At 63.0% G+C, this 12,708-nt stretch carries 12 protein-coding genes; 4 read left to right on the top strand and 8 right to left on the bottom strand.

Annotated features, from left to right (window positions below):
* The first annotated feature begins 68 nt into the window (after positions 1 to 68).
* From BUA36_RS17475 to BUA36_RS17460, 4 genes are all read left to right on the top strand, one after another.
* Positions 69 to 2,366, top strand: coding sequence for an FdhF/YdeP family oxidoreductase (locus BUA36_RS17475; RefSeq protein ID WP_072786570.1), 2,298 nt, complete (start codon positions 69 to 71; stop codon positions 2,364 to 2,366).
* A complete protein-coding gene (locus tag BUA36_RS17470) occupies positions 2,363 to 2,782 on the top strand; it encodes a hypothetical protein (protein ID WP_072786568.1) in 420 nt (139 codons plus the stop codon). Before BUA36_RS17475 ends, BUA36_RS17470 begins: the two co-directional genes overlap by 4 nt.
* A 179-nt stretch (positions 2,783 to 2,961) precedes the next feature.
* The gene (locus BUA36_RS17465; protein ID WP_072786566.1) at positions 2,962 to 3,432 is read left to right on the top strand and encodes a hypothetical protein; all 471 of its coding nucleotides are present in this window, start codon (positions 2,962 to 2,964) and stop codon (positions 3,430 to 3,432) included.
* A 22-nt stretch (positions 3,433 to 3,454) separates the two neighbouring features.
* Positions 3,455 to 3,871 (top strand): GNAT family N-acetyltransferase, encoded by a 417-nt coding sequence (locus BUA36_RS17460; RefSeq protein ID WP_072786564.1) that lies wholly within the window; start codon positions 3,455 to 3,457, stop codon positions 3,869 to 3,871.
* Between the two features lie 6 nt (positions 3,872 to 3,877).
* Here BUA36_RS17460 and fdhD read toward each other — a convergent pair whose 3' ends face one another.
* The 8 genes from fdhD to BUA36_RS17420 form a co-directional block, all read right to left on the bottom strand.
* Complete coding sequence (fdhD, locus tag BUA36_RS17455; RefSeq protein ID WP_072786562.1) at positions 3,878 to 4,687, bottom strand: formate dehydrogenase accessory sulfurtransferase FdhD; 810 nt, start codon at positions 4,685 to 4,687, stop codon at positions 3,878 to 3,880.
* Positions 4,688 to 4,743: 56 nt separating this feature from the next.
* A complete protein-coding gene (locus BUA36_RS17450; RefSeq protein WP_072786561.1) occupies positions 4,744 to 5,514 on the bottom strand; it encodes a GNAT family N-acetyltransferase in 771 nt (256 codons plus the stop codon).
* A 97-nt stretch (positions 5,515 to 5,611) separates the two neighbouring features.
* Positions 5,612 to 6,130 carry a hypothetical protein gene (locus tag BUA36_RS30775; protein ID WP_072786559.1) on the bottom strand — a complete coding sequence of 173 codons (519 nt, stop codon included), beginning with the start codon at positions 6,128 to 6,130 and terminating at the stop codon, positions 5,612 to 5,614.
* A 38-nt stretch (positions 6,131 to 6,168) separates the two neighbouring features.
* Positions 6,169 to 6,546 carry a response regulator gene (locus BUA36_RS17440; protein ID WP_072786556.1) on the bottom strand — a complete coding sequence of 126 codons (378 nt, stop codon included), beginning with the start codon at positions 6,544 to 6,546 and terminating at the stop codon, positions 6,169 to 6,171.
* Positions 6,543 to 9,269: a hybrid sensor histidine kinase/response regulator gene (locus BUA36_RS17435; RefSeq protein ID WP_229255737.1), complete on the bottom strand. Its 2,727-nt coding sequence runs from the start codon at positions 9,267 to 9,269 to the stop codon at positions 6,543 to 6,545. The genes BUA36_RS17440 and BUA36_RS17435 overlap by 4 nt, the downstream gene beginning before the upstream one ends.
* Positions 9,205 to 9,978 (bottom strand): substrate-binding periplasmic protein, encoded by a 774-nt coding sequence (locus BUA36_RS17430; protein WP_084560214.1) that lies wholly within the window; start codon positions 9,976 to 9,978, stop codon positions 9,205 to 9,207. Before BUA36_RS17430 ends, BUA36_RS17435 begins: the two co-directional genes overlap by 65 nt.
* Before the next feature lie 12 nt (positions 9,979 to 9,990).
* A complete protein-coding gene (locus tag BUA36_RS17425; RefSeq protein WP_072786554.1) occupies positions 9,991 to 11,445 on the bottom strand; it encodes a Ppx/GppA phosphatase family protein in 1,455 nt (484 codons plus the stop codon).
* An 81-nt stretch (positions 11,446 to 11,526) separates the two neighbouring features.
* Positions 11,527 to 12,705 (bottom strand): GGDEF domain-containing protein, encoded by a 1,179-nt coding sequence (locus BUA36_RS17420; protein WP_072786553.1) that lies wholly within the window; start codon positions 12,703 to 12,705, stop codon positions 11,527 to 11,529.
* Positions 12,706 to 12,708: the final 3 nt, after the last annotated feature.

The following is a 12,708-nucleotide window of genomic DNA, read 5'->3' as shown; positions in this document are numbered from 1 at the left end:
TAAGTTCGGTTAACAGATTTATCATTCTGCACTATACTTGGGCATAGAAAAAGTTTACCGGATGCAATATGAGTAAAGACGGGCATATACAAGCCTACACCCATCCCGCCGCTGGCTGGGGGGCATTAAAACAGGTCGCCATCAACCTGGTGCGCGAGAAGGTCACCGCCGGCAATTACCGTACCCTGCTGAAGCAGAATCAGCCGGACGGCTTCGACTGCCCGGGCTGCGCCTGGCCGGACCGCGAGCATGCGTCCACCTTTGAATTCTGCGAGAACGGCGTCAAGGCGGTCGCCGCCGAAGCCACCAGCAAGCGCGTGACGCCGGACTTCTTTGCCGCCCACACGGTAACGGAACTGCTCAAGCAGTCGGATTATGAACTGGAACAGCACGGCCGTCTGACTGATCCCATGGTCTACGACGCCGCCAGCGACAAATACGTGCCGATCGACTGGGACGATGCTTTCAAGCTCATGGCCCGGCACCTCAACGCCCTGCCCGATCCCAACCAGGCCACCTTCTATGTCTCCGGCCGCACCGGCAACGAGGCGGCGTTCCTGTTCCAGCTGTTCGTGCGCATGTACGGCACCAACAACTTCCCGGACTGCTCGAATATGTGCCACGAGCCGACCAGCCGCGGCCTGCCGGGCACCGTCGGCGTCGGCAAAGGCACGGTGACGCTGGAAGACTTCGAGCATGCGGACACGCTGCTGATCTTCGGCCAGAATCCGGCCACCAACCATCCGCGCATGATGAACGAGTTGCGCGACTGCGCACGGCGCGGCGCCACCATCGTCTCCATCAATCCGCTGCGCGAGCGCGGCCTGGAGCGCTTCACCAGCCCGGCCCACGCCGTGGAAATGCTGACCGGCGCCAGCACCACCATCAGCAACCTGTTCATCCAGCCCAAACTGGCGGGCGACTTTGCGCTCATCAAAGCCATGGCCAAGCGCCTGGTGGAGCGCGACGACGAAGCGCTGGCCGCCGGCCAGGCCAGTGTGCTCGACCGCGAATTCATCGCCCGCCACACCAGCGGCTACGAGGCTTTCGAACAGGACCTGCGCGCGCAAAGCTGGGACGAGCTGCTGGCCGAATCCGGCGTGCCGCGCGCACAGATCGAGCAGCTCACCGACATCTTCATCAAGGGCGAGAAAGTCATCAGCACCTGGGGCATGGGCCTGACCCAGCACAAGGGCGCGGTGAAGACCATCCAGATGCTGTCCAACCTGATGATGATGCGCGGGCAGATCGGCCGCCTCGGCGCAGGCCTGTGCCCGGTGCGCGGCCACTCCAACGTGCAGGGCGACCGCACCATGGGCATCGAGGACAAGCCGGCCAAGGCCTTCCTCGACCGCCTGCAGAAGGTGTTCAATTTCGAGCCGCCGCGCGAACATGGGCTGGACACGGTGGACAGCATCCAGGCCATGCTGGATGGCCGCGTCAAAGTCTTCCTGGGCCTGGGCGGCAATTTTGTCATGGCCACGCCGGACACACCGCTCACCTTCGACGCGCTGCGCGCCTGCGACCTGACCGTGCAAATCGCCACCAAGCTCAATCGCAGCCAGCTGGTGATCGGCAAGGAAGCGCTGATCCTGCCGACGCTGGGCCGCACCGAGATCGACCTGCAGAACGGCGTGCCGCAAGGCGTGACGGTGGAAGACTCGATGAGCATGGTGCACCTGTCCTACGGCATGAACAAGCCCGCCTCGCCCGGGCTGCTGTCGGAGACGATGATCGTCGCCCGGCTCGCGCACGCCACGCTGGGCAGCGGCCAGGTCGACTGGCTGGCGCGCGGCGCCGATTACGCCAGCATCCGCGAAATGATCGAAAAAGTGTTTGACGACTTCCACGACTTCAACGCGCGCGTGGCGCATCCGGGCGGCTTCCATTTGCGTATGGCTTCGCGCGAACGCGAATGGCGCACACCGACGGGCCGCGCCCAATTCGTGCCGCACGCGGTGGACACCGATACGCCGATCCACCGCGCCCGCGCCAGGCACGGCGATCGCCTGATGACGCTGATGACGGCCCGCTCGCACGACCAGTACAACACCACCATCTACGGCATGGACGACCGCTACCGCGGCGTATTCGGCCTGCGCCGCGTGGTGTTCATCAACAAGGACGACCTGGCCATGCTGGGCTTCAAGGATGGTGAGCACGTCAATCTGGTCAGCGTATGGGACGACGACGTGGTGCGCCGTGCCGACGACTTCCTGCTGGTGGAATACGATATCCCGCGCGGCTGCCTGGGTTCCTACTTCCCGGAGACCAATGGCCTGGTGCCACTGCACAGCACCGCCGACGGCGCCGGCACCCCAACCTCGAAATCGATCCCGGTACTGCTGGAGCGCGCAACGGCATGAACACGAACAACACGTCATACGCAAAACGCGCCACGCTGTTCTACCTTGCCGCCCTGCTGCTGGCATGCTCCCGCGCACCCGAGCCGCCCAAGGCGGCGCCGGCCGCGCACACCAGGGCCAAGGCCAGCAAACCTCTGGCGCCTGCGCAGATCACCGAAAACCAGGCGCTGGAACTGCTGCTGTCTGCGCTGAAGCAGCACAAGACCGCCGATCTGGACTGCCTTGCCTTCGCCAGCGAAAACGATGCTCCCGGTATGCCGGCAGCCGAACTATGGGAGTTTGCCGCGCGTGAAATACACGATGACAAATGTGGCGGAGATCCAGCCGTAGCGCCTGTGCGCGACCGCTATCAAGTCAATTCAACGGGCATCGTGATGGTCTATAACGTGGCAGAGGCCGAGTACGTCAAACTGTGAGGCCAGCCATGAAAAAGCCCGCGTCACTTCTTGCATCAACTTCGACATGGGTTTCAATGTGCCGCGGTCGCGCTTTTTTGCATGACCTCGGCCGTGTTGCGTGCTTCATCTAACAGATGGAATCTGAAATAGCTCCTAAGGTAGGGTGATGCGAAAAACTACTTTGGGAGTCAATCAAGATGAAGAACCCTAGCCTGCTCTCTTCCGCCCTGATCGGCGCCGTTGCCAGTGCGCGTTCCATGACGCCGATGGCCACCATTTCGGCCGCCCGCCTGGCCGACCGCGACACCACCGGCGAACTGTTCCTGCTGGACCGGCCTTTGTTTAAATTTGGCGCGCTGGCCATGGGTGTCGGAGAACTGTTTGGCGACAAGATGAAGACTGCACCTGACCGCACGGTCTTCCTCGGCCTGTTGGCACGCGTGATGAGCGCGGGCATCGCCGGGGCAGCGCTGGCGCCACAAGGCCGCGAAAAAGCGGGCGCCGCCGTTGCCGTCGCCACGGCAGTGCCTTTGGCCTACATGACGCTGGCGGGCCGCAAGCAGGCCATGGCGCGCATCGGCCAGACCCGCAGCGGCTTGATCGAAGACGCGCTGGTCCTGGCCGCAGGCGCTGCCATCGTGGCGCTGTCTACGCGCGCGAAAAAATAAGCACCGGAGTACCTTCAGGGAGATGAAGATTCGGCCAGCGACAATTGCAGACTACGCAGCGCTGTGCGCGATCGACACTGTGGCGGCAGAGACGCCTGAGCGTTGCGCTCAAATCCATCACTGGCTGGCATCCGCCGATTGCCATGTGGCCGAGGTCAGTGGCACGGTTGCCGCGTATGGCGTGCTGACCACGCAATTCTTTGGACAGCCGTTTATCGAGATGGTCATGGTGGGTGCCGCCTTCCGTCGCCTGGGCCTGGGCGCCGCAATCATCCGCCATATTCAATCCCAAGTTCCGTCCTCGAAGCTATTCAGCTCCACCAACGCCTCCAACGCCGCCATGCGGAGCATGTTTGAGAAGCTGGGGTTCGAGCCGAGTGGGCAGATCGACAATCTCGACGACGGCGACCCCGAGCTGATTTTCTTCCGCCGCCCGTAATTGCATTCAGGTGTATTCGACGCAGCCGTCCTGGCGGCAGAAGCTCACCAGCTTGATGCCCGCTTCGATGGCAATGTCGATCGCCAGCGTGCTCGGGGCGGAGATGGTGGCCAGCATGGGAATATGCATGCGCGCCGCCTTGCGCACCAGCTCATAACTGGCGCGGCTGGACATGAAGACGAAGCCGCGCTGCATGTCCACGCCTTCAAGCGCCAGATGGCCAATCAGCTTGTCGAGGGCATTGTGACGGCCCACATCCTCGCATACGCGCAGCACGTTGCCGCTGGCGTCGCACCATGCCGCGGCATGCACACCGCCGGTGGCGCGCATCAGGTCCTGATACTGCCCCAGTTGCGACACGGCGATCGCGATGGCCGGCTGCATGCCGCCGTCCGCATGCAAGGGCGCGGCGACAATGCGTTCAGGCTGCAAATCCAGCAGCGCCAGGCTTTCGACGCCGCACACGCCGCAGCCACTGCGGCCCGCCATTGAACGGCGCTGCTGCTTGAGCTGGACGAAATCCCCGGTGGCGATGGTGATGTCAAGCTCAAAGCTGCGCGCATGCTCGCGCACTTCAATATCGAAAATATCGGACGCTTTGGCGACCAGCCCTTCGGTCAGGGCAAAGCCCATGGCAAACGGCTGCAGGTCACGCGGCGTGACCATCATGACGGCATGCGAGAGGCCATTGAAGACCAGTGCCACGGGCACTTCTTCGACCACGGCATCGACCAGGCTGCGGGCCTGCGCGCCTTGATGGCGCGTTATCGGGCGCTCTTGAAAGCCCGCTTTATCACTATCCAGATCCAACTTCATCACAGCCCCGCAGAATAAGCACAACGGCTTATTCTACACGGGGCCGGATCCGCGCGTCAGGCGGCCTGCAGTTCGCTTACGCCGTAGTGGCGGGCGTAGCGCGAATCCAGGTTCGCCAGCGGCATCAGCAGGAACAGGTCGGCGCTTTCGAAATCAGGGTCCCAGGCCGGTTCGCCGCAGATCCATGCGCCCGAACGCATATAACCTTTCAGCAGTGCCGGCACTTGCGGTTTCTGGGCAGCTTCCAGCTTGGAGAACGGGAACGGCAGATGCGGGGTGACGCGGTATTCGATCGGCGCCAGGTTTTTCGCGATCAGCTGCTGGTACACGGCGACGGCATTGTGGCCGCCATCGGCCAGCGAGATGCTGGCGCAGCCGACCAGGAACTCGGCGTTCTCGCGGCGCATGTATTCGGCCAGGCCGGACCACAGCAGCATGATGACGCTGCCGCCGCGGTAATCCGGGTGGATGCAGGCGCGGCCGGCTTCCACGATGCGGTTGCGGATGTTGTTCAGGCGGCCCAGATCGAACTCGCCTTCGGAGTACAGGCGGCCCAGTTTGCGGGCGCGGTTGGCGCTCAGCAGACGGTAGGTGCCGACCACCATCAGGGTGTCGGAGTCACGCACGATCAGGTGATCGCAGTGCTCGTCGAATTCGTCGCTATCCAGGCCATCGGCACGTTGCAGTGCGCTCAAGCCCATGGATTCAATAAACACCTTGTAGCGCAGGCGTTGAACTTCGCGCAGTTCTTCCGGCGTGCTTGCCATACTGAGTACCAGCTTACCGGACGTTGCTCGGGCGTCCGCTTGTATGATCGAGGTTTGCATGCTTCATCCTTTCTGTGGAAGACGAAGCAAGCGTAACCATCGAATTTTTCAAGAAAATGACAAAGGAATGTCATTTTCATGACATGTTGTTTTTTAATCAGCTCTTTTTAGGGCGGCCAGTCTTCAGCTGCGGCAGGCCGGCCAGCACGTTTTTCAGCGTCGCCAGGTCGATTTGCGAGATCAGCGCCACGCCCACGCGCAGCAATTCGCTCTTTTTGACTTCGAAACCGGCTTTCAGCGCAGCTTTCTTCACCTGGCCCAGCACCGCATATTCGGCTTCCGGCATGGTGAAACTGTCACGTACCAGTTTTTCTTTCTGAACTTTGACTTTCACTTCAGGAGTAGCTGGCTTGGCGGTGGCCTTGGGTGCGACTTTCGGCTTGGCGACGGCTTTCGGCGCGGCTTTTGGCGCAGCCTTGGGAGCGGCTTTCGGCACAGCCTTCGGCGCCGGTTTGACAGCGGCTTTCGGTGCAGCTTTCGGCGCCGGCTTGGCAACCGCTTTCGGTGCCACCTTGGGCGCAGCCGCTTTTGAGGCTGGCCGGGCGGCGGTTTTCACCGCTGGTTTGGCGGTGCTGGTCTTGGTGGCGGCGGTTTTTGGGGCTGCTTTGGTAACCATTTCTACTCCATTTTAATCAACAATATAAATAGTATATATCATTTCAGGTGCGCAGCAACGCGGGCGAATAACAAGTCGGGATTCACCGGTTTGCGCAGGAAGTCCACCGCACCGGCGCTGCGCCCCAGCGATTCGTCCTCCTGCTGGCTTTTCGCCGTCAGGAAAACCACCGGTATCGCGCTGCTGCCCGGATCGGCCTTGAGGCGGCGGCAGGTTTCTATGCCATCCATGTCCGGCATCATGATGTCCAGCAGGATCAGGTCCACTTTTGACGATGCCACGATCTGCAAGGCCGTCGCGCCGCTGGTGGCGACCTTGGTGTTGTACTTGTCCTTGAGCAGATTGGACAGCAAGGTGATGTTGTCCGGCGTATCGTCAACGATCAGCACTGTACGGCGGTTGTTCTGGGTATTCATGGTGTCTCCTGGTTCCTGATCGCGTCGGCCAGCAGTTTTTCTGCCGCCGCAAACTCGTACTGCTCCATAAGATGATTCAGCCGCGCCATCTCCTGCGAAGACAGGACGGTCGCCAGGCAGGCCTGCGTGCGCTCGAAATAATCCACGCTCTCGCCGCTGAACTCCCCCACCAGCGCCGCCAGCTCGCGCAAGGCATGGCGCGCATCGCCCAGCGTGGCGCAGGCATCGCCGCTGGCCGTCTCCTGCGCCGGCGGCACTGGCGGAATCACCTTCATTGACATGCCCAGCCAGCGTGACAGCACCGTGTACAGGCGCTGCGGATCGATCGGCTTGGTGAGGTAGTCCTGCATGCCCTCCTCCAGGCAGCGCGCCCGTATGCCAGCCAGCGCATTCGAGGTGACGGCGATGATCGGCAGCGCGCTGAAGCGGCTGTCCATGCGCAGCAGGCGCGTGGCCTGGTGGCCGTCCATCACCGGCATGCCCAGGTCCATCAGCACCAGATCATAGGCCAGCGGGCCGGCGGCCATTAAGCGCTCCAGCGCTTCCTTGCCGTTGGCGACCACTTCCACATCCAGCCCTTGCAGCTGCAGCAGCTCGCGCGTGACGTCCTGGTTATCCTCGCTGTCCTCCGCCAGCAGCACGCGCGCGGTGCGGCGTGGCGAGGCATCCAGCTTCAACTCGCCGGCCTGCCCGTGATGCAGCGCGTCCTGCACCGCCAGCGCCGCCGCGTCGGACTGCGTGAACGGCAGGTCAAAGCAGAAGGTCGAGCCGTGATCGACTTCGCTCTCGACATCGATATTCCCGCCCATCAGCCGCACCAGCTGCTGCGAAATCGACAGCCCCAGGCCGGTGCCGCCAAACTGGCGCGTGGTCGAACCATTGGCCTGGCTGAAAGCGCGGAACAGGCGCGACTTCTGCTGCGGCGTCATGCCGATGCCGGTGTCCCGGACCGTGAAGCGCAGTAGCACCTTGCCGTCACGCTTGCCGCGCAGCTCGCACCGCAGCTCCAGCTTTCCTTCCAGCGTAAACTTCACGGCGTTATTGACCAGATTAATCAGCACCTGCCCCAGGCGCAGCGGATCGCCGACCAGATAGCGCGGCACTTCCGGCGCCACGTTAATCACATAGGTCAGCCGCTTGTCGGCCGCACGCTGCGCCGTCACACTGTTGACGTTGACCAGCACATCCTCCAGCGAGAACGGAATCGCCTCCACTTCCAGCCGCCCCGCCTCGATCTTGGAAAAGTCCAGGATGTCGTTGATGATGCCCAGCAGCGTCAGCGCCGCACGGTGAATCTTGCTGATGTAATCGTGCTGGCGCGGCGTCAGTTCGGTGCGCAGCGCCAGGTAGGCCATGCCGATCACGGCGCTCATCGGCGTGCGGATCTCGTGGCTCATATTGGCGAGGAATTCCGACTTGGCGATATTGGCCGCTTCCGCCATCACATTGGCGGTGACCAGTTTTTGCTCGCGCTCGCGGCGTTCGCTGATGTCGCGGATGAAGGCGCAGAATTCAAAACTGTCATGCTCCTCGGTCTTCACGCGCGTAATCGCCAGCTCGATGGGGAATTCCTCGCCATTGCGGCGCAAGGCATACACCTCGATGCGCGTATCGAGCACGCCGCTGGTGCCGCCGGTCAGATAACGCTGCATGCCGCGCCGGTGGTCGTAACGGAAGCGCGGCGGAATGATGGTCTTGTCCAGGTCCAGTCCCAGCGCCTCTTCGCGCTGCCAGCCAAAGATCACCTCCGCCTGACGGTTCCAGCCGACGATACGCCCGTCCAGATCCATGCGTACCACCGCATCCAGCGCCGTATCAACGATGGTTTGCAGCTTGGCCTGGCTGTCGTGGGCGATTTGCGTGGTGCGCGTCAGCTCCGCCGTGCGCGTGGCGATGCGTTGTTCCAGTTCGGCGTTCAGGTCGCGCAACTCACGCTCGGCATCGCGCAGGCGCGTCAGCGTATCGCGGAAACGCAGCACGGCGTCCGACAGGCGCCCCACCTGATCGACGCGGCCGATGCCGGACAGCTTGATGTCCGTCTCGCCGCGCGTCAGCTTCTCCAGGCCGGTGCGGATGTCGGCAAACGGCCGCGCCGCACGGCGCCCGACAATAAAGATGGACAGCACGATCGCCAGCGCCAGCAGCAGGTTGGCGGCCACCGTATTGACGATCTGCCGCTGCAAATCGTTATCCATCTGCTGGCGCGAATACGCCAGGTCGATGGAGCCGACCGGATAGCTGCGGCGCGCATCGCTGAAGCTGATCTGGCGCCGCACGTGGATCGCCGCCACCGGCTCCTTCATCGGCGACACATAGCTGGCCAGCTCCACGCCGTTCGGCCCCAGTACGCGCAGCACCAGCACTTCCGGCGTGGCGCCGGCAGCGTCCACTACGCTGGATACCGCCGCGCTATTGATGTCGAACAGCGGCCGCGCCAGTGCCTGCGACAGCACCGCCGCCAGCCGTTCGGCGCGCTCACCCAGGTTCTGCTCCGCCTCGCGGCGCAGCGACTGCATCACATAGGTGGTGTAAATGGCGGTGGAAATCGCTACCGCGAGGAAGATCCCGAACCCCAGCCGCAGCAGGATATTGCGGCGCCATGCCAGACGTAGTTGCGACAGCGGGCTGCCGCCATCGTTCAATACCTTGTCCAGCGGGTCAATGACGAACTCCTTGGGCTTGCGCCAGCTTCTTGTAGCCCGGGCTGTTGCGCGCCTGTTCAATCGCGTTCCAGATGCGTGCCGCCAGCTCCGGCCGGGAGGCCACCAGCGCATGCGACAGGATCAGGAAGTACGGTTTTTCAATGATGGGGATAGGCAGTTGTTCAAGCTTCGATGCCAGTGGCCCGCGCATCAGGCCCGCCGCATCGCTGCCGCCGACTGCCGCCGCAGCCAGGCGGCCGGCCAGCAGCTTGCGCGCCAGTTCGTCGGCCCGCTGGCTGCCCTCGTCCACTTCCAGATTCTGCGCGCGCAGCACATCGCCCACCGAGTAGCCCAGCTGGAAGCCGATGGCGCCATCCAGATTGGTGAAATGCTTGCCATCCCATTCCACCTTGCTGCCTTTGCGGCGCAGGACAACATAGGTATCGGTGTGCATACGTTTGCCGGCATCGATGCTTTCGCCACCCGGATATTCCCCCAGCTCGCGCCGGTCCGGTTTATAGCTGACGGCAAACGCGCCATCCACCGCATTGGCCTTGAGCTGCGCCAGGCAGCGCTTCCACGGAATGCTTTGAAAATCGAACTGGATGTCGAGCCGCTGCTCGACCAGCTTGAGCAGATCGAAATTGAGGCCGCCGCCCTGCTCCGTACGCCACGGCTTCACATCCTGCGCTTCAAAACACAGCTTGATGGTTTCCCTAGCCGTAGCAGGCAAAGGCAAGGACAGGACTAGCAAGATGCAAGCGAAATAGCAAGTAATCCTGCCGCTCATAGGGCCTCCTGGTTAGCCGCTGGTGCGGATGCTGAAGTCTACACCCACCTCGTCCCACTGCTCCTGTTCCTTCTCCAGCCAATAGGACAGGGTCGGATGCTCCGCCACCCATTCGCGGCGGATCTCCAGCTCGATACGGCTCTTGAAGCGCAGCTTGATCTGCGTGAAGTCGATATCGATGCGCGAGTGCATGAACAGCACCGACAAACGCAGCGCCACGATCGCCTTGGCGAAATCGGGGTCGGTCAGCACCTCGGCCACCTTGCGCAGGTTGCCCTTGTGGCCGACGATCAGACGGCTCATGGTGCGCTGTTCGCGCGCCGTGAAGCCCGGCAGGTCGGCATTCTCGATGATATAGGCGGCGTGCTTGTGATAGCCCGTGTGCGACACCACCATGCCCATTTCGTGCAGCAGTGCGCTCCAGTACAGATGGCGGCCGTACTGCTCGGAGGCCGGCTTGGTCTGCGCATACAGTGCCAGCGCGTCGTTGGCCACACGGTGGGCGCGGCGCTCATCGACGTGGAAGCGCTGCATGCAGCCTTGCACCGACTGTTCGCGGCGGTCACGCTTGGTGGAACGCAGGTGCAAGTCCCACATGACGCCCATGCGCAGGCCGGCTTCAATCGGTATCACGACCGGGATATCCAGCTCGCTCACCAGCGCAATCAGGATCGCCAGGCCGCCGATGATGGTGGACGCGCGGTCCGGCTTGAGGCCCGCCATATCGATTTTGCTGATGTGGCCACAGGTGATGAAGTGCTGTTTCAGCGCCTCCAGCGAGTCCGCATTCACTTCGCGTCCCAGGCCGTTCTTGATGATGATGTCGGCAATCGTACGCGCGGTGCCGGACGAGCCGTAGCACTGCTTCCAGAACTGCGGATGATACGGCGGCGCCGCATCCTCGAAATGGCTGCGCGCCGACAGGATGGCCGCCTCAAACGAGGGCGCGTCCACACGGCCGCCGATGAAGAACGACAGGCTTTGCTTGACGGTGCCCACGCTGAACGACTCGACCCGTTCAATTTCCTGGCCACGCCCCAGTATCAGCTCGGTGGAGCCGCCGCCGATGTCGATGACCAGGCGGCGTTCGCCCGGCAGGGCGACCGCATGGGCCACGCCCATGTAGATCAGACGGCCCTCTTCCTCGCCGGAGATAATCTCGATCGGGTAGCCGATGGCCAGTTCGGCCTCCGGCAAAAAGGCGGCGGAGTTGCGCGCCACGCGCATCGCGGACGTCGCCACCACGCGCACGGCGTCCAGCTTGTAGGCGGCCAGCACGATGCGGAAATTTTTGAGGCAGTTGAGCGCCGACTGCATGGCGGCCGGCGTCAGGTTGCCGTCCTTGTCCAGCCCGGCGGCCAGACGTATCGGTTCGCGCACGCTTTTCAGGACGCGTATGGCCTCGCCATCATGCTTGCCGATGTGGAGGCGAAAACTGTTGGAACCCAGGTCTACTGCTGCATACATATGAAAGGAAGGCTCCGCGCTAAAAATCTGACTAAACGATTTACACCATTATAAGCACGATAAGCCGTGTTTGTGACAGCTTCATGACCAGGCTTCCATGGTACCGCTGTTTTGCGCTTCTACCACACGGTTGCGGCCCGCCTGCTTGGCCGCCTGCAGCGCCTCGTCGGCGCGCTTGAACAGGCTTACGGTGCTGTCTTCGGCACGGATAATTGTCACGCCAAGGCTGGCGGTCATGTTGATGATGGCCTTTTCCGCCTTGACCGGCAGCGCTGCCACGGCGTTGCGGATACGTTCGGCCACCATGCTGGCATCTTCCAGCGCGGTGCGCGGCAGCAGGATGGCAAATTCGGCGCCGCCCAGGCGGCCCATCTGGTCGGAGTCGCGCAGTTGTTTTTTGCACACGTCCACCATGGCCTTGAGCACCATGTCGCCGGCCGGATGGCCATAGCTGTCGTTGACGCGCTTGAACTGGTCCAGGTTCAGGATAATCAGCGCGGTCGGCGTGCCGGGTCGGCGCGCCAGCGCAATCCACGGCGTCAGCACCTGGTAGAAACCGCGGCGGTTGGGCACATCGGTCAGCGCATCCACCGATTCCAGCCGCGCCAGCTCGCCCTGCGCCTGCTCGCGCGCCAGCAGCAGGTAGCCGAAGGCGTTCCCCAGCATCATCAGGTACAGCGCGGCCAGTCCCGCGCCCTGCACCACCGAGGGATTCAGCCAGCTGACGCCCTCCGGCAACAGCGACCACAGGCCGCGCGCCACCACCGCAGCGGTCAACACCAGCATGGACACCACCAGATAACGGCGCAACAGGGTGCCGCTGCTCCAGCCCCGTCCCAGGGCGGCGGTACCGGCCAGGAAGAACAAGCCCGCCGCCACCGAGGCAATCGCAATCCGTCCGCCGGCGGGCAGCTGCAGCAGCCAGGCGCCGACGTACACGCCGATGGCCGCGCCCAGCGCCGGCAGCAGGTATTGCCGCCACACGCGGCGGCCGGCCTGCTCCCACAGTGCGGACGCATCCAGCGCAAAACCGGCAAACAGCACGGCGTTGGCAAACGGGATGGTCAGAAAATCCGGCAGAACGCCGCGGAAATACAACAGTCCCCAGGCCACGGCCTGGCATTGCTTGGCCCAGGCCCAGGTGGCGTGGACACGCGCCGCCTGACCGCTACGGCGCGCTTCGAGCGCAAAAAAGAACAGCGCTGCGCACAGGCTGAGATTGCCCAGTGCCAGCGCCAACAGCAAGGTTTTTGTATCCATGAC

The sequence above is a fragment of the Duganella sacchari genome, assembly GCF_900143065.1.
Taxonomy (GTDB): Bacteria; Pseudomonadota; Gammaproteobacteria; order Burkholderiales; family Burkholderiaceae_D; genus Rugamonas; species Rugamonas sacchari.
Note: the sequence above shows the minus strand (reverse complement) of the source record. Positions and strands in the feature narration are given on the sequence as shown.

What these genes read in the sequence shown, in the direction of transcription:
- BUA36_RS17475 (WP_072786570.1), top strand. Translation starts at nt 69, where the DNA reads ATGAGTAAAGACGGGCATATACAAGCCTACACCCATCCCGCCGCTGGC.
- BUA36_RS17470 (WP_072786568.1), top strand. Translation starts at nt 2,363, where the DNA reads ATGAACACGAACAACACGTCATACGCAAAACGCGCCACGCTGTTCTAC.
- BUA36_RS17465 (WP_072786566.1), top strand. Translation starts at nt 2,962, where the DNA reads ATGAAGAACCCTAGCCTGCTCTCTTCCGCCCTGATCGGCGCCGTTGCC.
- BUA36_RS17460 (WP_072786564.1), top strand. Translation starts at nt 3,455, where the DNA reads ATGAAGATTCGGCCAGCGACAATTGCAGACTACGCAGCGCTGTGCGCG.
- fdhD (WP_072786562.1), bottom strand. Translation starts at nt 4,687, where the DNA reads ATGAAGTTGGATCTGGATAGTGATAAAGCGGGCTTTCAAGAGCGCCCG.
- BUA36_RS17450 (WP_072786561.1), bottom strand. Translation starts at nt 5,514, where the DNA reads ATGCAAACCTCGATCATACAAGCGGACGCCCGAGCAACGTCCGGTAAG.
- BUA36_RS30775 (WP_072786559.1), bottom strand. Translation starts at nt 6,130, where the DNA reads ATGGTTACCAAAGCAGCCCCAAAAACCGCCGCCACCAAGACCAGCACC.
- BUA36_RS17440 (WP_072786556.1), bottom strand. Translation starts at nt 6,546, where the DNA reads ATGAATACCCAGAACAACCGCCGTACAGTGCTGATCGTTGACGATACG.
- BUA36_RS17430 (WP_084560214.1), bottom strand. Translation starts at nt 9,978, where the DNA reads ATGAGCGGCAGGATTACTTGCTATTTCGCTTGCATCTTGCTAGTCCTG.
- BUA36_RS17425 (WP_072786554.1), bottom strand. Translation starts at nt 11,445, where the DNA reads ATGTATGCAGCAGTAGACCTGGGTTCCAACAGTTTTCGCCTCCACATC.
- BUA36_RS17420 (WP_072786553.1), bottom strand. Translation starts at nt 12,705, where the DNA reads ATGGATACAAAAACCTTGCTGTTGGCGCTGGCACTGGGCAATCTCAGC.